Below are 18565 nucleotides of genomic sequence, written 5' to 3' on the forward strand. Positions count from 1 at the left end.
ACCCCCCCCACCACCCCCCACCCCCCCCCTCCCCCCACCCCCCCTCCACCCCACACCACACCCCCCCCACCACACCCCCCCCCCCACGTCTTGCTCACCGGGACGTTCGGTACGCCGACGGCGCCCGAGCGGGCAGGCTGAATTCGCGCCGCCCCGCGATTGTGTCGCGCACCGCAGGGAGCCGCGCCATTCGCAGGGCGATCGGCGGCCGGGATTGTGCCCGGCGGACCGATAGCTGCCCTCAGCCGCCTGCCGAACGTGCGGTGGCTGCCGAGAACGTGCTGATCCGAAGGAGTGGTGACATGACGACCGGAGTGGAGCCTGTGGAGCGACCGGAACTCGCCGCTTTGGCGAGCATCGCGCCATCGGTCGCCGAACTCGACGGCGCCTGCACCTTGTCGCGGGAGCGGATCGGCGGGAAGGCGTGGAGCGTGAATCACATGCGGGCGCTGGAGCTTCCGGTGCCGCCCGCCTTCGCGCTCACCACCGATGCGTGGGCCGAATTCTCGGTGAGTGGCGTGCTCGACGCCCAGTTGTGGGCGGGCGTGCGCGCCGGAATCGCGGCACTGGAACGCGGCACGGGTCGAGAGTTCGGCTCCACCGAACGCCCGCTGTTGGTGTCGGTGCGCTCCGGCGCCGCGGTGAGCATGCCGGGAATGATGGACACGGTGCTCAATCTCGGCATGAACGCCGAGGTCGAGCACGCGCTGACCGCGGAGACGCGAAACCCCGGGTACGCGAGCGACACGCACCGCCGCTTCCTCGCCCAGTACCGCGAGATCGTGCTCGGTGACCCGAACGGCGTGGTACCGCAGGACCCGTGGGAGCAGCTGCGCGGCGCGATCACCGCGGTATTCCGTTCCTGGGATTCCGCGCGCGCCAAGACCTATCGGCGCACCCGCGGCGTATCCGACGAGCTCGGGACCGCGGTCACCGTGCAGGCCATGGTGTTCGGCAATCTCGATGCACTCTCCGGTACCGGCGTGCTGTTCAGCCGAAACCCGAACACCGGCGAGCGACCGGTCTTCGGCGAGTGGCTGATCGGCGGGCAGGGCGAAGACGTCGTCTCGGGCCGTACCACCCCGCGACCGCTCGCCGAGCTGGCGAGCACGCTGCCCGAGGTGCACGCTCAGCTCATCGCGGCAGCCGAACTACTGGAGCGCGACGGTCGCGATATCCAGGACATCGAGTTCACCGTCGAATCCGGCAGGCTCTGGCTGCTGCAGTCGCGGCCCGCGAAACGCTCCGCGCGCGCGGCGGTTCGCGCCGCGGTCGTCATGGCCGACGAGGGGCTGATCGACCCCGCCGAGTCATTGCGGCGAGTCACCGCCGAGCAGTTGCGCACCGTTCTGCGCCCCGCATCCAGCGACAATGCCGGGCTGCGGCCACTGGCCACCGGCGAGTCCGCCTGTCCTGGACTCGCATCCGGTGTCGTGGTGACCGATCCCGACGACGCCGAGGCGCGGTCCGCCGCGGGCGAGCACGTCATTCTCGTCCGCCCCACCACCAGCCCGGACGACCTGCACGGCATGATCGCCGCGCTGGCCATCGTCACCGAACTCGGCGGCGCCACCTCCCATGCCGCCCTGGTCAGCAGGGAACTCGGCCGTCCGTGCGTAGTCGGTTGCGGCCCAGGCGTTGTCGATGCGCTCGTCGGACGCGTCGTCACTGTCGACGGAGGGGCCGGAACCGTATGGCCGGGGCAGGTCACCGGCAAGCCGGTCGACGAATCGGTATACGCGGATGTTGCGCGCCTTGCCGAATGGGCCGGTGTCGAACCGGATCAGCTACCCGCATTCCTGTCCGGCGAAACGTTGAGTGCCGATGAAACGAACACGGTGACAACGCATTCCGTTGACACCAGGCACGTCTCGGAACTCGGCGTGCTGCGCCTGATCGGAATCAAAGGCCGGGTGAAGCCCGAGGCCATCGCGTCCAGCCTCCGCCTCATCGAGTCCGAAGCCGCGTCGCGCAGTGCGGATTTCGTGGCACGAGGACTGTGCGCGAGCACACCCGTCGGCGCGCGCCTGACCCCCGAAGGTCGCGACCATCTCACCCGGCTTCTCGAACAGGAACGTGCCGATGTGGACCAGAATGTCATCGCCGCGGCCTATGACGAATTCTGCGAGTTCAATGCCGAGCTGAAAGAAGTCATCACCGCCTGGCAGATGAAGGACACGAGCACGGTGAACGATCATTCCGACACTGCTTATGACGCAGCGGTATTGGATCGGCTCGTCACCATGCACCGACGCGTCGCTCCCCTGGTCGGACGGATCGGGGCCACCGCGCCCCGCCTCGAGCACTATGTCGATCGCCTCGAGCTGGCGGTCGAGCGGATCAACGGCGGCGACCACGCGTGGGTCGCGAGGCCGATCATGGACAGCTACCACACCGTGTGGTTCGAGCTGCACGAAGACCTGATCGGCCTGTGCGGACTCAGCCGTGCCGACGAGGCCGCGGCGGGCCGAGCCCATTAGCCGACGCGGGGGCGAATCAACCAGCCCGACGCGGGCCGAATCAACCAGCCCGACGCGGGCCGAATCAACCAGCCCGACGCGGGCCGAGCGCACTAGCGAGGATTCGATGTATACCAACAGCGCACAACGGCGATGGGTCGAATTCGCCGAGATCGATAATGTCCGCGATCTCGGCGGGCTCCCGGTGGCCGGCGGTGGCACCACCAGGTTCGGCGTCGTATTCCGCTCCAGCACGCCACAGCATCTCACCGAGGACGACCTCGGCAGATTGATCGGTCCGGTCGGGCTACGCACGCTGATCGACCTACGACTACCCGACGAGATCGAACGGGAAGGGTACGGCCTGCTCGCGGGCGCTGCGGTGCGCCTGGTCAATCTCCCGGTGCGTAAGCAGACCCAGACCAGCGCCACCCCGACCGATCTCGTCCCGGACGGTCGCGAGTACGACCTAGTCGCACTCTATCGCGAACTCCTCGCGGGCAGTATCGAATCCGTCGTCGCGGCCGCTCGGCTGATCGCCGACGCCGACCAGCATTCCATCGTCTTCCATTGCGCCGCAGGCAAAGACCGCACCGGCGTGCTCGCCGCTGTCCTGCTCGACGCGGTGGGCGTCCCCGCCGAGGCCATCGCCGCCGACTATGCGCTCACCGGCGAACGCCTCGAGCGCATTCGCGAACGTCTCGACACCCTGCCCTCCTATCATGGCCTGCCCCCGGTGCGCACCGGCATCCTCGCCGTCGACCCGCAGGTGATCCTCCGATTCCTGCAGGACCTGCACGCCACCCACGGCAGCGCCGCGGGGTGGCTGCACGCCAACGGTTTCACCGAAGCGGAACTGGCCCGGTTGCGGGCGGTGCTCGTCGAGTCACCGTGATGACCGCCGGCGTGGTCGGCCTCGGCCTGTACGGCACGCATTTCACCGGCTCGAGTTTCAGCCAGGCGTGGCTGCGGCGCAGGCAGCAAGACGAGCAGCAGCCACGACAATCCTGACTCGCGGGCCGCAAATTTCCCGACCGGGCCGCGCCGGGACCGTTCGACGGCATCATGATGTCTATGACGACACGCGAAGTGGTGAAGGCGGGCGTGTTCGCGAGGGTGTACGACCCCAGCGCCGGACAGCCGCAAGCGTGGTACATCAACGACCACACCGTGGTTCGTGACGACGCGGGGCGCTGGCACCTGTTCGGCATCACCCATCCGGAACCCGCGGATCCCTGGCACGAAGTCGAGTTCGCGCACGCCACCGCGCCCACGCTGCACGGGCCGTGGACCAGACACCGACCCGTGCTGACCGTCGATCCGAAGTACGGCGAGACGCATCTGTGGGCGCCGTATGTCGTCGCGGTAAGCGGCAGGTATTTCATGTTCTATGCCGGTGGCGGCGACGACCGCACCGCGGCCGCGATGAATCTGGCCACCTCGACCGATCTGTTCCACTGGACCCGCAACCCGGGCGGTCCGCTCTTCCGCGACGGCTACGACGCCCGCGATCCGATGGTGCTCCGGGTCGGCGAGAAGTGGATCATGTACTACTGCGCGACGAGCACACCCACGGGCGGCCATCACGTGGTCGCCTACCGCACCAGCGGCGACCTGCTGCACTGGAGCGCGCGCCACATCGCCTACACCGACCCCACCAGCGGCACCGAGGCGGGCAACACCGAATCTCCGTTCGTGGTGCCGCACGGGGGTTCGTGGTACCTGTTCATCGGCCCGCGCCCGCGGTATGTCGGCACCGACGTGTTCCGCAGCGACAATCCCTTCCGCTTCCGTGTCGGCGACAAGGTCGGTCACGTCGCGGCCCACGCCGCCGAGCTCGTCGCCGACGACGGCCGCTGGTGGATCACCAGCGCCGGGTGGGCACAGGGTGGTGTGCACCTCGCACCGGTCACCTTCCCGAGCCCGCGCGCGATCAGCGACGTGCCGAGATAACGACGAGGGCGAGATGCCCACCTCGCGACCCGCCGGCATGGATAATCCGATCTGGGCGGGCCTGCGGATATGGAGGCGATCTGAATGGCGCGTATCGGGGTAATCAGCATTTCCGACGGTCGGCCTTATGTGCACGGGGGCATCGCCGAGTTCATCGCGGCGGCCGAGGACCGGCTCGTCTCCGGGCTCACGACGGCCGGGCACGAGGTCATCCGGGGTTCCGAAACGATCAGCACCAATGCGCTCGCCGGGTCGGTGGCGCGTGAGGTGGCCTCCGCCGGGGTGGACCTGACGGTGCTGCACTACGCGGTCTGGGCGTTCCCGCATTTCACCATGCTCGCCGCGGGCGCCACCTCGGGCCCGCTGCTGCTGTTGTCCAATATCGACCCGGTTCAACCGGGGATGGTCGGCATGCTGGCCGCGGGCGGGGCCTTGGATCAGATCGGTCGCGCACACACCCGACTGTGGGGTGATCCGACCGACCCGACGCTGATCGAGGCGATCGGCGTGCAGGCCACCGCGGCGGCCGCGGTGTCCAGTCTGCGCGGGGCGACTTTCGGTCGCTTCGGCGGGCGGCCGATGGGGATGAACACCGCGGTGGCCAATACCGATCAGTGGCAGCGACTGTTCGGCATCGACGTCGAGGAGATCGATCAGTGGGAGATCGTGCGACGCGCGGAACTCGCCGACGCGGGTGAGGCGAAGGCAGCGCGGGAATGGCTGGAGCGCAACACCGCAGGCGTGCACTACGACGGAGTGAAGCTGACGCCGGAACTGCTCGAGCGCCAGATCCGCTCGTATCTCGCCGTGCGTGAGCTGATCGACGAATGGCGGCTGGATTTTTCGGGGATCAAGGGACAACCGGAACTCACCCAATATTTCGCCACCATGGACATCACCGAGGCATTCCTCAACGACCCCTATGACTGGAACGGACCCAAACAGCCACATGTCTGCGCGACAGAGGCCGATATGGACGGCGCGCTGACCATGCAATTGCTCAAGCAGATAGCCGCGAGTCCGGTACTTTTCGCCGATGTGCGGCACTACCACGCCGACCGCGATATCTGGGATCTGTGCAACTCCGGCCAGCACGCCACCTGGTTCGCCGCCCGCAGCGACGACCCGGCCGAGAACCTGGCCAAAGTGCACCTGTACCCCGAGGTGTTCTTCTTCCCAGCGGGCGGCGCTTCGGTGCACCACCTCGCCGCGCCCGGTCGAATGACCCTCGCCCGCCTCACGCGCGACAACGGCGACTATCGAATGCAGTTGATGCTCGGCGAGTTCGAGAACTACGACGACGCCACCAACGAGGCCCTCATGAAGCAGTCCACCTGGGAATGGCCACATGCGTTCGCCCGCTTGGACGCGAAGGCCGAGGATTTCCTTTCCCGTTTCGGCGCCAACCACATTCATGCCATTCCCGGCGATCACCGCGCCACGGTCCGCGCCGCGTGCACCCTGCTCGATATCACGCTCGACGAGTTCACCCGCTGAGCAGCCGTGGCCCCACAGGTTCTCCCCCGCGAGAGGCGGTAGCGCATGTATCTGGGGATCGATATCGGGACCTCCAGCTCCAAAGGGGTGCTGGTGCAACGTGACGGCACGGTGATAGCCAGAGCCGAACGAGCACACGATGTTTCGTCGCCGCGCCCGGGTTGGTTCGAGCACGATGCCGAGGCCGTGTGGTGGGCCGACTTCGTCGCCATCACCCACGAGTTGATGGACATCGCCCATCGCGTCTTCGGCAGCGACGGTCCCCCGGGCAGCCGGACCGGCGTGCACCTTCTCGATGCGCTGGCAGTCAGCGGGATCGGGCCGTGCCTGCTGCCGGCCGATGCCGACGGACGTCCACTGCGACCGGCCATTCTGTATGGCGTCGACACCAGGGCAACCGCCGAAATCGCCGAGCTGAACACTGAATTCGGTGCGCAGGCGGTACTGGAGCGGGCGGGCGCACCGCTGACGAGTCAAGCCGTCGGCCCGAAGCTGCGCTGGCTGGCCAGGCACGAACCCGACATCGCGAGCCGCACCGGCATGCTGCTCATGGCGAGTTCTTTTCTCGTGCATCGGCTTACCGGCCGATATGTGCTCGATCACCAATCCGCCAGCCAATGCGTTCCGATGTACGACCTGGGCAAACGCGAGTGGGCGGCCGATTGGGCCGAGGTGGTCGCACCGGGCCTGACGCTCCCCGAACTCGCTTGGCCCACCGAGATCGTCGGCCGGGTCTCCACCGCCGCGGCAGCCGCCACCGGCCTGCCCGCAGGTCTACCCGTCACCACCGGCACCATCGACGCCTGGGCCGAAGCCGCCAGCGTCGGCGTCCGGGCACCGGGCGATGCCATGATCATGTACGGCACCACCATGTTCCTGGTCCAGGTGCTCACCGACCCGCACCCGCACCCAGGTCTGTGGGGCACCTGCGGAACCTGGCCTGGCACCTACACTCTCGCCGCCGGAATGGCGACCTCCGGTGCGGTGACCGACTGGCTGCGCCGACTGCTCGGCGGTGATTTCGCCGACTTGGTCGCCGCGGCCGCCGAGGTGCCCGCGGGCAGTCGCGGCCTGCTCGTGCTGCCCTATTTCGCGGGTGAACGCACGCCGTTGTTCGATCCGGACGCCAGGGGCGTCATCGCCGGCCTCACCCTCGGGCACGGCCGCGCCGAGCTGTACCGGGCGGCCTTGGAAGGCATCGCCTACGGCGTGCGGCACAACCTGGAGGCGATGGTCGAGGCGGGCGGGCAGGCGCGGCGCTTGGTCGCCGTCGGGGGCGGCACCAAGGGCGGGCTCTGGACGCAGATCGTCGCGGATGTGACCGGTCTGCCACAACAACTCCCGGCCGATACCGTCGGCGCCGCGCTCGGCGACGCGCTGCTCGCGGCGGAGGCGTCGGGCATCGACACCTCCCAGTGGAATCCCGTGATCGGCGCGGTCGAGCCCGATCCGGACCGTCACGCGACCTACACGTCCTACTATCGGCGCTACCGCGAGATGTATGAATCCACCGTGGGCATCGCGCACTTCCTCGCGGACGAACAACACCGTGCCGTCCGCCACTCGTAGAACCACCGCATGTGCGAGGACACCATGCCGACACTGACGCTGACCCAACACAATTTCCAGAGCACCGTCGCAGGCCACCCCATTGTGCTTGTCGACTGGTGGGCGGGCTGGTGCGGACCGTGCCGCCAATTCGCGCCGGTCTACGAGGCTTCCTCCGACCGGCATCCCGAAATCGCGCACGGCAAGGTCGACACCGAGTCCGAGCAAGCGCTGACCGCGTTGGCGAACGTCGACCGCTTCCCGACTCTGATGGGATTCCGCGAAGGGCTGCTGGTGTTCTCGCAGGCCGGTTTCCTGACCGCGGACGTGCTCGAGGAGGTGGTGCAACAGATCCGATGGCTGGACATGGATCAGTTCCGAGCCGCCGCCCACGCGGCGAGTCCCGCTGCCGCCGCCGAGCGAATGGCAGGACACGCGGCCGGGCCCGCCCGATACGGCTGGCCGGGTCTGTGACCGCGCCGGGCTCCGAGCTCTGGCGGCTCGATGCCGCACGCACCCGCTCGATCAGCGCGGAGAATCCGACCGGAGCGCCAGGGGCGGGCGCCCGCGCGGTCGAGGGCACCGGAGCCGCCGCGGCCCGGCTGCTCGGCCCCGGCTGGAAGATCTCACCGTCGATCGAGCTCGCGGTGGACGAAACCGCCACGCTCGCCGAGGTTTCCGGCCCCGGTGTGTTTCGGCATCTGTGGCTGACCACCGCGCGCACCGTGCTTGGGCAACTGATCTTGCGCATGTACTGGGACAACGCACCGGAGCCCGCGATCGAACTGCCGCTGGGCGACTTCTTCTGTAACGGCTGGGACGAGCTGGCACTGGTGAGTTCGGAGATGGTGGTCGTCGCGCCGGCGGGCGGACTGAACAGCTTCTGGCCCATGCCCTTTCGCGAGAGCGCTCGCATCACGCTGCACAACGTCAGCGATCGCGCGGTGCCGTTGTACTACCAGGCCACCTATACCGAGGAAGACATCCCGCACTCCGCGGGCTATCTGAATGCCCAATGGCGGCACAGCAATCCGCTCGGCGACCCGGCCGTCCACCCGATCCTCGACACCGTGCCGGGCCCCGGCCGCTACGTCGGCACCTACCTCGCCATCCAGCCCGGCGCACCCGGCTGGTGGGGTGAAGGCGAACTCAAGTTCTACCTCGACGGTGACACCACCCACCCGACCCTCTGCGGCACCGGCACCGAGGACTACTTCGGCGGCGCCTGGAATTTCGATCTCGACGGCGGCTACCGCACCTACTCCACGCCCTACCTCGGACTGCACCAAGTCCTGCCTGCGGACGAGATCTACCAACCAGAACAGCAATTCGGCATGTACCGCTGGCACGTGCGCGACCCGATCTGCTTCCACCACGACCTACGCGTCACGCTGCAGGCACTCGGCTGGCGCGACGACAATACCTATCTCCCGCTGACGAACGCGCGCATCGCCAGCACCGCCCTGTGGTATCAGAGCCCTCGAACCACTTGACGCATCGAAGCGGTCGAGACCTCGACCTGAGGGTCGGTGCGTTCGAGCGGCGTCTCCGGCGCGGTTGCTAGTCGACGTCGTCGATCGACAGATCGGGGATGTCCATCGCCAGCAGCTCGTCTGCTCGCGCGAGCGCCTGATCCATGCTGGATTGGATGTCGTCGAGGACACCGAAGCCGTCGAGCAGACCCTCCAGCTCGCGCCGGGTGGTCTCCAGTTCCGCGATCGCGGGGTCGACCGGGAACCACGCGACGCCGTCGCGCCACCAGGGGTTGCCGTCGATCCAGGCCCACATGATGTCGCGAACGAGGGCAGCATCGGGGGTGTACAGCTGCCAGAGCTCTTCCGGCGCGCCCGAACGGTGTTCGAGCTCGTAGACGCCGTCGGGCAGCAGCCGCGTCTGGATGTAGTCGTTCTCGCCGCGGCTGACGACGATGAAGGGGCATTCCGGATCGGGCGGGGCGCTGAGCAGGTCGTCGAGCAGTGGGGCCGTCAGCTGCGGCACCGTGGTCCCGTCGCCGGTGCGGACGTGCACGTCGGCGTGTGTGTCCGGGTCGTCGCTCACTCACGACAGTCTGCCTCATGCCCGAGATCGGCAGCCCGACCGGACGCGGAAACCGAATGCCCGAAATCCACCGAGTGACGGCTCATCAGGGGCAGAGTATTCGGGATGGCCAAGGTCGCGGGGGTGGACAGCTCCACCCAATCATGCAAGGTCGTTGTCTGCGACGCGGACACCGGCGAGATACTGGCGCAAGCGCACGCACCGCACCCGGCGGGCACGCAAGCGCCTGCCGAATCCTGGTGGCAGGCACTGTGCGCGGCCGGAGACGGCCTCATCGATGACGTCGACGCCATTGCCGTCGCCGGTCAACAACACGGTCTCGTCGCGCTGGATTCCGATGGGCTGCCGGTGCGGGATGCGCTGCTGTGGAACGATGTCCGCTCCGCGGGCGCGGCCGAGGACCTGGTCGCCGAACTCGGCGGCCCGCAGGCATGGGCCGACGCCGTCGGTAGTGTGCCGCTCGCCGCGTTCACGGTCGCGAAGCTGCGCTGGATGGCCGATCACGAGCCGGATCTGGCCGACCGGACGCACCGGATCATGCTTCCGCACGACTATCTGACCTGGCGGCTACGCGGCGCGGCGGCCGCGCCGGGGAACGAGCCGACCACCGATCGAGGAGACGCCTCCGGCACAGGCTACTGGTCGCCTGCGGCACAGCACTATCGCAAAGACCTGCTCGCCCTCGCCTTCCGAGGCCGGACACCGGAGCTTCCGCGTGTCGCAGGGCCTGCCGAGGCCGTCGGGCGCACGCCCGCCGGTGCGCTGATCGCAGCGGGCACCGGCGACAATGCGGGCGCGGCACTCGGATTGGGTATCGAGGACGGCGACATCGTCATCTCCCTCGGCACCAGCGGCACCGTCTACACCCGATCAGCCCGTCCCAGTGCCGATGCCACCGGTGCGGTCGCCGGATTCGCCGACGCCACCGGAGCTTTCCTCCCGCTGGTGTGCACGCTCAACGCCGCCCTGGTCCTCCGGTCCACCGCCGAAATGCTCGGTGTCGACCTCCCCGAACTGGAACGACTTGCGCGACAGGCGCCGCAGGGAGCCGAGGGCGTTGTGCTGCTGCCCTACCTGTCCGGCGAACGCACACCGAACCTCCCGCACGCCGCAGGCAGCCTGCACGGACTCCGACCGCACGCCATGCGACCGAGCACGATCGCCCGCGCGGCCTTCGAGGGGATGCTCTGCAATATGGCCGAGGCGCTCGACCACCTACGCGCCTCCGGTGTCCCGATCCGGCGCGTCCTGCTCATCGGCGGGGCCGCGCGTTCCCCCCTCGTCGCCGACATCGCCGCCCAGATCTTCGGCGTCGCGGTCACGGTTCCCGAACCCACCGAGTACGTCGCACTCGGCGCGGCCCGTCAGGCGGCATGGGCGCTCAGCGGCACGTCGCAGGTCCCGTGCTGGCCGGCGCGCACGATTGCCGAGATTGCCGCACCCGACGACAACGGCACAGCGGGGGCGCTTATCCGTACGGAATATCAGCGAGCTCGAGAAGCCGTATACGGCCAGTGAGCTATTCAGCGGAAGACGAGTCGTCCACACCGATAGCCTGCGTGGCGAGACCGCACAGCGATTTACCGAGGATCGGTAGCACACGAGATGCCGGTGCCGGACCAGGTGGCCCGACACCGGCATCTCCTGCTTCAACGGCTGAGACTCCAGTGCCTGTGCCGAACAGCCACCCAGCGCGGCTAGCTCAACAGCTTGGCCTTCAGAGCCGCTACCGTTGCCTCGTCGACACCGAGTCCGTCGCCGAGGAACCTCTCGAACGAGCCGTAGGACTGACGCACCTCATCGAACGCCGCGTCCAGGAAGTCGCGCTGCACGCCGATAATGGGCTCCCACAGCGAGCGATCGGTGACCAGCCCCTGTGCGACCAGCGCATCGAGCAGCGCCTTGTTCCCCGCGGCCAGATTGTCGTTGGACTCCAGGAAGTCGTTGTAGATCTGTCCCTTCGGGACATCGAGCGCGCTCATCAGGATCGCGGTCATCCAGCCGGTGCGATCCTTGCCCGCGGTGCAGTGATAGAGCACCCCGCCCTGCGCGGTGGCGATGTCCTTGAAAGCCGCGGCGAACTGGGCCCGCGCGGTCGGGTTCGTGACAAACCAGCGGTAATAGGTCCGCATGATTTCGGCGCCCTTGCCGTCACCGAGCGCTTCCTGCTGGGCGGCCGGTCCGGCCTGGATCAGCCGCGACACCATCACGAAGAAGTCGTTGGCCGGATCGTAGACGGGCTGCTCGGTGCGGCGAATCGACGCGGGCAGCCGGTCGGGATCGCGGCCGGCCTCGATGGGGCTGCGGAAGTCGATCACCTGACCGATCTTCAGCGACGCCAGCTTCTGCTGCTCGCCGTCGTCGAGTTTGGCCAATGCATCGGTACGGAAGACGACACCGGAGCGCAGCTTGCCGCCGCCCTTGGCCGGGTAGCCGCCGATGTCCCTGGCATTGGGCGCGTGCGGGAGGCCGAGCGAGCGGTCGTGCTTGCCGGGCGACTGCAGCATCGGGGCCGCTGCGGCCGGAGCCGACAGCACCGGGACCGCGGTGGCCGGGAAAATGCCGACCAACGTGGCGGCGGTTGCCACCAGGGCACCGCGTAAGGCGCGCGAGAGTGTCACGAGGGGTGTTCCTTTCCACAATGAGCCGGAGAGAATGGTTCCGGCCCAAGCTCTACTGCGCGGCCGCGAGCAGCGTCACGGTGCCTGCGGCGCCGTCGACACGAACAAGCTGGCCGTCGGACAGGCTGGTGGTGGCGGTCTTGGTGTCCACCACGCACGGGATGCCGAATTCGCGGGCCACGATCGCGGCATGCGAGGCCGAGCCGCCGATATCGGTGATCACCGCGGCGGCGTAGGCGAACATCGCGGTATGCCCGGTGTCGGTCACCGAGGCCACCAGGATGTCGCCGGGTTCGATGTCGTCGTCCAGCGACAGCACCAGTTTCACCCGGCCCTCCACCACACCCGCGCAGACCCCGATACCGGTCAGGCTCTCGTCGGCGCCGAGTGCACCGGCGTCCGCGGCCGGTTCCCAGTGTCCGGCAATGACATCCGGCATGCGCAGACCCTGCAGTCTGATGCGCTCGGCGCGTCTGCGCGCGACCTTCTCGGCGACATCAACCGGGGGGCAGAAGATTTCGTCCAGCGTCAGGTAGCAGGCGTCGTCGGTCTCGCGCAGTCGCCCGGCGCGGACAAGGCGGTCCGCGCGTTCGCGCACCGCGAGGCGCAAGCAGTGGGTGATTCGCACGACGCCGTCGCGGGCGCGTTCCCGCGCGACGGTGGCTCCCGCCGCCATCTTGGCGGTGCGACTCGGCGCGGCATCGACGGGTTCGCGTGTGGGCGCGGGTAATTGCGCCGCGCGGGCTGCCGCACTCACCAGCAGGGCAGGCCGGTCACCGAAGGTCGGGTTGATCAGCTCGCATTCACCGGGACCGCGGTGCCCGATCTTCGCGAGTTCCGCATCGAGAGCGGCGGCGAAAGCAGGCGAATTCGCCCGTGCCGCCGCAATGTCCCCGGCTCGGGCCGCCTCGCGGAGGTCGACATCGTCACGGCACAGCTGAGCGAGCCGTTCGACCGCGAGCATGGGCTTGGCCGACTCCAGGCGGTTCAGATCGATGGGCACCTCGCCCGCGTCCTTGCCTCTGGCGTGCACGGCGGTCGCGGCGCCGGTCATCATCACCCCGATCGAGGCGGCCTGCCAGGCTTGGTGGAGCCGATCACGCCACAGCAAAGCCCGCACGTGCAGCTGCTCGTCGGTCAGTTCGCGAATCTCGTCGGCGCTCAACGCCTCCGCGTGCGAGGCCGCATTGATCAGTTCCGCCGACTTGCGGAAGCGGGTCGCGGTGGTCAGGACGCGGGAGGTCGCCCGCAAGGTCGCGACGGTGCTCGCGAAGCCGGTGGGCATCGGCGGCTTGCCGTGCGGCTGCAGGGCGATCTCGGCGGGAATATTGCCGTAGGCGTCGCGGCGGATGCTCTCTTCGTCCCAGCCCGGCATGTTCTCGGCGGCGAGCACGCCGATCGAGGCATTGATATAGACATGATGACCGAGCACGGTAGTGACGCGACTCGTCCAGTGCTCCAACGCGATTCCGTCGAGGGCGATCATGGTGCCCATGGCCTCGTTGGCGAGGCGGATCGCGCCTGCGTGCAGGTCGATCGTCAACGGGGTCATCGGGCCGGGCAGCGCTTCGGAGGTGTTGGTCGCGGTGTGCACCGGGTAGCGCTCGTCGACCCGATCGTCGAACTCGCCTTCGAGACCCTCGGGTGCGACATTCGCCAGCCGATGGTTGTCCGACGTCGCGGCACGCGACGGAATGACGTGTGACGGTAGGGGAATCGCCCCGCGCCGGGTGCGGAATCCACCGCCATCGGGTTTGCGGCCGACCATTCCGCGCACCAGGTCGGCCATGACCTCGCGAGCCGTCCAGCCGCAGCGGAATCCCCACTGTTGCTGTGCCACAGTCGGATCGAGTAGCTGCCGACGGGCCGACCAGCCCGGCACCCACGCGGAGTAGCGCACGCCCGCGGCGCGCATCATGGCGCGCACCTCGTCCTTCGTGACGACACCGGAGGCGGCGAGCTCGACGATCTGCAGACCCTCGACCCGCTCGCGATTCGGCAGGGTGGTGGCGGCGATGACCAGGAATCGATCCAGGTCATCGCTGTGCAGCACTTGGAATCCATCGTCCGATCGAGCGCCGAGAATCGGTTCGAGCGCCCGTCGGGTCTCGTGGCCGATCCGGCGACCGGCGACCGGAGCGGTGCGCACCAGCAGCCCGTCGGCACCCGATGTCCGCAGGATCGTCGCCACCTCGTGCTCCGGCATCCGCGCCGAACGCGCACCCGCGACAACCGGAATCACCACGCGCGCTTCAGCTTTGCGCGCCGCGGCGGCGATCTCGACCACCCCGGAGTCGGCCAGATGCACAATGCAGGCACATCCCTCGGCGGCGCGGGCGCAGACTCCGGCATCGACAGGATCGCCCGCGATGAACCGCACCCGGGGATCGACGTGGCGATGCCACCGGCGGTCCAGGCCGACCACTTCGTGCCCGGCGGCCAACAGCATGCGCGCCACCGCGCGGCCGCTCGGCTCGGTGATTCCGGTGACCAGGACCCGCATCGATATCCTCTCCTCGTCGGCGTCGGGACACATAACGTGACGCCGTTCACACACCATCACCAGTGCGCCGTCGGACGACCGGATTCAGTCCCACTGACCGGGAGGACCGGGTCGGCTACCGAGATGGCCGATACCCCCGCCCACCCTGCGGACGGAAATGTCGGGCCCATGACGGTCCGGAATTCGGTGGCGCCGCGCGCCGCCGCCGAGGTGAGCCACTACGACATCGAGACCGACGTGCTGGTCGTCGGCTACGGCTGTGCCGGCGCGGCAGCCGCGTTCGAGGCAGCGCATACCGGTGCCGATGTGCTCGTGCTCGACCGGGCGGGCGGTGCGGGCGGAGCGTCGGCCATGTCCGGCGGTGAGATCTACCTCGGCGGCGGCACGCCGATCCAGCAGGCCTGCGGATTCGACGACAGCCCCGAGCAGATGGCCGCATTCCTGCTTGCCGCGCTCGGACCGGGCGCGGACGAGCAGAAGATCGCGCACTACAGCGAGCACAGCGTGGCGCATTTCCATTGGCTGGTCGATCGTGGGGTGCCGTTCAAGCCGAGTCTGTGGGATTCGCCCGCGTGGGTGCCGCCCACCGACGACGGACTGATGTGGCTCGGCGAGAACAGTTGGCCGTTCACCGAGATCGCCACCCCGGCGCCGCGCGGCCACCGGCCGACGGCCAACGATTTCGGCGGCAGGCTGCTGATGGACACCCTGGTCGACGCGGCCGAATCCGCAGGCGCGACAGCACAATACGACACCTACGTGACCAATCTGATTGTCGGCGCGGACGGCGGCGTCGTCGGTGCGGTCGCGCGCCGCTACGGCAAAGACCTCACCATCCGGGCGCGGCGCGGATGTGTGCTGACCACCGGTGGTTTCGTCGATAACGACGGCATGCTCGCCGCCAACGCGCCGCGACTGCTCGGGCACACCAAGGTCAGCGCGGGCACCGACGACGGCAGCGGCATCCGGCTGGCGCAGGCCGCGGGCGCTGCGGTCCGGCACATGGCGGCCGGGCAGGTCGGCATCTCGCTCGTTCCCGCCTTCGCCGCGCGCGGCATGATCGTCAACGAGCACGGCAGCCGGTTCATCAACGAAGACACCTATCCCGGTCGCATCGGCCAGGCGGCGCTGTTCCGGCAGGACATGAATGTGTGGGTGGTGCTCGACGAGCAGGGCTACGACGAGGTGCCGGAGCGGGAACGCTGGGGCGTTCGTCCGACACATGTCGCCGAATCGGCGGCCGAGCTGGACGAACTGCTCGACCTGGCACCAGGCGCGCTGGCCGCCCAGATCCAGCGATACAACGACTTCGCCGCACGCGGCGCAGATCCCGATTTCCACAAGTCCGAACGCTGGCTGCGTCCACTCACCCCGCCGCTGGCCGCGATCAATGTCAAAGCCGGCGTCCGCCCGCCGTCGGAATCCGGCAACCGCCGCGGCACGGGCGCCTCCGTGTTCACCCTCGGCGGGCTGCACACCACCATCGACGGCCAGGTGCTCGATCTCGACGGCGCACCCATCCCCGGCCTGTTCGCCGCGGGCCGCGCGAGCTCCGGCCTGCACGGCGAGGGCTACATCAGCGGCACCTCCCTCGGCGACGGCACCTTCTTCGGGCGCAAAGCCGGAACGGCCGCCGCCGCGAACCTCTGACCGGCCGACACGGTTCCGATCACCGGGACTGTCGCCGTTGCACCGCCCCAGACGCACATAGCGTCAGAGCATGGCGCTTTTCGCGCCGCAGCCCAGAACCACAGGAGGACACCCGTCATGACCAATAAGGTGCTCGATCGGGTCCGGGATCTGCTTCCGGCGATCCGGGAGCGAGCCGCGGACACCGACGCGCAGCGGCGCGTTCCCGTGGCGAGCATCAGTGAGCTGACCGAGGCCGGGGTGTTCCGGATGTTGCAGCCGTCGCGGTTCGGCGGCGACGAAGTCTCCCCCGTCGCGTTCTACGAGGTCATTCGCGCGATCGCCTCCGCGTGCCCGTCCACAGGGTGGGTCTCCTCGGTGCTCGGCGTGCATCCGTGGCAGCTCGCACTTTTCCCGTTGCAGGCGCAGGAAGAGGTGTGGGGCGCCGATTCCGACACCTTGATCTCGTCGTCCTACGCCCCGACCGGGCGGCTCACTCCCGTCGAGGGCGGTTACGAGGTCAGCGGCCGGTGGAGCTTCTCCTCCGGATGCGACCACGCGCAATGGGCCTTCCTCGGCGCGCTCGCACCGGACGAGAACGGCAATCCCCGTGACTATTTGACGATTCTGGTGCCGCGCGCGGACTACCAGATCGACGATGTGTGGCATGTGGTCGGTCTGTCCGGCACCGGCAGCAACGATATCGTGATCGAGAAGGCGTTCGTGCCGCACCACCGCGCTTACAGCGCCACCGAGCAGTCCCAGCTGCGCGGACCCGGTCAAGACGCCAATCCTGCCGCGCTGTACAAGATTCCGTTCGCCGGGGTGTTCTCCAACACCATCACCGCGCCGATCATCGGCGCCGCACAGGGCGCCTACCAGGCGCATATCGAGATGATGCGGGAGCGGGTGCGGCTGTCCTACGGCGGGCAGAAGGTCGCCGAAGACGGTTTCGCGCAGGTGCGGGTCGCCCGCGCCGGCTCCGAGATCGACGCCGCGATCCTGCAGATGGAGCGCAATATCTCCGAGCAATTGCGCTATGCCGAAGCGGGCGAGGAGATTCCGCACGAGGTGCGCCTGCGCACCCGTCGTGACCAGGTCCGCGGGACCGAACGCGCGATCGCGGCGATCGAGCTGCTGTTCGACAATTCCGGCGGCCATTCGATTCGCAAACCCAATACGATCGAACGGCATTGGCGCGACGCCCACGCGGGCAGCGTGCACGTGATCAACGACGTGGAGCGCGCTTTGGCGATGTTCGGCCGCGGCGAGTTCGGGCTGCCGGTCGAAGATCGGATGGTGTGATGCTCAGCGCCGAAGCTACCAGTCGCCACATCACCGTCGACGGGCTGAAACTCCGCTACCACGAGGCCGGTTCGGGTCCGCCGCTGCTGCTGTTGCACGGCTCCGGACCCGGCGTGTCCGGGTGGGCGAACTTCGGCGGCAATCTGCCCGTCCTCGCCGAGCACTTCCGGTGCCTGATCCTGGATCAGCCCGGCTTCGGCGCCAGCGAGCGACCGGAGGTGTACGACCGCAACTATCTGCGCATTTCCGCCGATGCGGTGATCGGCCTGCTGGATCAGCTGGAGTTGCCTCGGGTGCATCTGCTCGGCAATTCCATGGGCGGTGCGGTGGCCACCCTGATCGCCCTCGAGCATCCCGATCGCATCGAGCGCCTGGTCCTCATGGCCCCCGGCGGCGTCGGGGTCAATGTGCTCGGCCCCGAGCCGTCCGAGGGGATTCGGCGACTGCTGGACTTCACCGCGGATCCCACCCGCGAACGGGTGCTGAGCTGGCTGCGCACCATGGTGTTCGACGAGGCGGTACTCACCGACGAACTCGTCGACGACCGGCTCGCCGCGGCATCGGCTCCCGCCGCGATCGCGGCCATCAGAGACGCCTACATCACCTTCGCCAACCCCGCGTTCGCCGAAGCGCTGCCGCTGTGGGCGCGGCTGCGGAACCTGCGGCACGAGGTGCTGATGCTGTGGGGCCGCGACGACCGCGTCACCCCGGTCGAGGGTGCACTGCTGCCGTCCCGGCAGCTGCCCAACGCCGACCTGCGGCTGTTCGGCCGGTGTGGGCACTGGGTCCAGATCGAGCGGAAGAACGCGTTCGAGCGCGCGGTCGTCGACTTCCTGAATGCGGGGCTGTAGGCAGCCCTCACCAGCGACGACAGCCGCCGTAGCGATGCCGCGGCGCCGAGGTGAACACCCACCCCCCCCCCCGCCAGGGGGGTGTTTTTCCCGGCCGTGGCGGGGGGGGGGGGGTTGAAAGGGCCCCGGTAGCGGGACGGG

Annotated in this window: 14 protein-coding genes; 11 read left to right on the forward strand and 3 right to left on the reverse strand. The window is 68.6% G+C overall.

Annotated elements, in window-relative coordinates:
* Positions 1–302: 302 nt before the first annotated feature.
* The 7 genes from ACFU4Z_RS07155 (at position 303) to ACFU4Z_RS07185 (ending at position 8950) form a co-directional block, all read left to right on the forward strand.
* On the forward strand, positions 303–2480 hold the full coding sequence (locus tag ACFU4Z_RS07155) for a pyruvate, phosphate dikinase (RefSeq protein WP_379060485.1): 2178 nt from the start codon (positions 303–305) through the stop codon (positions 2478–2480).
* A gap of 106 nt (positions 2481–2586) precedes the next feature.
* The gene (locus ACFU4Z_RS07160; RefSeq protein WP_379060486.1) at positions 2587–3354 is read left to right on the forward strand and encodes a tyrosine-protein phosphatase; all 768 of its coding nucleotides are present in this window, start codon (positions 2587–2589) and stop codon (positions 3352–3354) included.
* A gap of 179 nt (positions 3355–3533) precedes the next feature.
* The gene (locus tag ACFU4Z_RS07165; protein ID WP_379060487.1) at positions 3534–4412 is read left to right on the forward strand and encodes a glycosyl hydrolase family 32; all 879 of its coding nucleotides are present in this window, start codon (positions 3534–3536) and stop codon (positions 4410–4412) included.
* Positions 4413–4496: 84 nt separating this feature from the next.
* The gene (locus ACFU4Z_RS07170; protein ID WP_379060488.1) at positions 4497–5909 is read left to right on the forward strand and encodes an L-fucose/L-arabinose isomerase family protein; all 1413 of its coding nucleotides are present in this window, start codon (positions 4497–4499) and stop codon (positions 5907–5909) included.
* 45 nt (positions 5910–5954) lie between these two features.
* The gene (locus tag ACFU4Z_RS07175) at positions 5955–7478 is read left to right on the forward strand and encodes an FGGY-family carbohydrate kinase (RefSeq protein WP_379060489.1); all 1524 of its coding nucleotides are present in this window, start codon (positions 5955–5957) and stop codon (positions 7476–7478) included.
* A 9-nt stretch (positions 7479–7487) separates the two neighbouring features.
* The gene (locus tag ACFU4Z_RS07180; RefSeq protein WP_379060490.1) at positions 7488–7931 is read left to right on the forward strand and encodes a thioredoxin family protein; all 444 of its coding nucleotides are present in this window, start codon (positions 7488–7490) and stop codon (positions 7929–7931) included.
* Positions 7928–8950, forward strand: coding sequence for a glycoside hydrolase family 172 protein (locus ACFU4Z_RS07185; protein WP_379060491.1), 1023 nt, complete (start codon positions 7928–7930; stop codon positions 8948–8950). Before ACFU4Z_RS07180 ends, ACFU4Z_RS07185 begins: the two co-directional genes overlap by 4 nt.
* A gap of 67 nt (positions 8951–9017) precedes the next feature.
* Here ACFU4Z_RS07185 and ACFU4Z_RS07190 read toward each other — a convergent pair whose 3' ends face one another.
* A complete protein-coding gene (locus ACFU4Z_RS07190) occupies positions 9018–9515 on the reverse strand; it encodes a hypothetical protein (RefSeq protein ID WP_379060492.1) in 498 nt (165 codons plus the stop codon).
* A 105-nt stretch (positions 9516–9620) separates the two neighbouring features.
* Here ACFU4Z_RS07190 and xylB point away from each other — a divergent pair, with 105 nt between their 5' ends.
* Entirely contained in the window at positions 9621–11033 is a 1413-nt protein-coding gene (gene xylB, locus ACFU4Z_RS07195) for a xylulokinase (protein WP_379060493.1), read from the forward strand.
* Positions 11034–11212: 179 nt separating this feature from the next.
* Here xylB and ACFU4Z_RS07200 read toward each other — a convergent pair whose 3' ends face one another.
* Together ACFU4Z_RS07200 and ACFU4Z_RS07205 are read right to left on the reverse strand one after the other, a co-directional pair.
* Positions 11213–12136, reverse strand: coding sequence for a tyrosine-protein phosphatase (locus ACFU4Z_RS07200; RefSeq protein WP_379060494.1), 924 nt, complete (start codon positions 12134–12136; stop codon positions 11213–11215).
* Positions 12137–12188: 52 nt separating this feature from the next.
* The gene (locus tag ACFU4Z_RS07205) at positions 12189–14639 is read right to left on the reverse strand and encodes a PEP-utilizing enzyme (RefSeq protein WP_379060495.1); all 2451 of its coding nucleotides are present in this window, start codon (positions 14637–14639) and stop codon (positions 12189–12191) included.
* A gap of 168 nt (positions 14640–14807) precedes the next feature.
* On the opposite strand from ACFU4Z_RS07205, the gene ACFU4Z_RS07210 reads away from it, so the two are divergent.
* The 3 genes from ACFU4Z_RS07210 (at position 14808) to ACFU4Z_RS07220 (ending at position 18424) form a co-directional block, all read left to right on the forward strand.
* Complete coding sequence (locus tag ACFU4Z_RS07210) at positions 14808–16289, forward strand: FAD-dependent oxidoreductase (RefSeq protein WP_379060496.1); 1482 nt, start codon at positions 14808–14810, stop codon at positions 16287–16289.
* A gap of 117 nt (positions 16290–16406) precedes the next feature.
* Positions 16407–17573 (forward strand): 3-hydroxy-9,10-secoandrosta-1,3,5(10)-triene-9,17-dione monooxygenase oxygenase subunit, encoded by a 1167-nt coding sequence (gene hsaA, locus ACFU4Z_RS07215; protein ID WP_379060497.1) that lies wholly within the window; start codon positions 16407–16409, stop codon positions 17571–17573.
* Positions 17573–18424 (forward strand): alpha/beta fold hydrolase, encoded by an 852-nt coding sequence (locus ACFU4Z_RS07220; RefSeq protein WP_379060498.1) that lies wholly within the window; start codon positions 17573–17575, stop codon positions 18422–18424. Before hsaA ends, ACFU4Z_RS07220 begins: the two co-directional genes overlap by 1 nt.
* The last annotated feature ends 141 nt before the right edge of the window (positions 18425–18565 follow it).

Source organism: Nocardia sp. NPDC057440 (assembly GCF_042802915.1).
Classification (GTDB): domain Bacteria; phylum Actinomycetota; class Actinomycetes; order Mycobacteriales; family Mycobacteriaceae; genus Nocardia.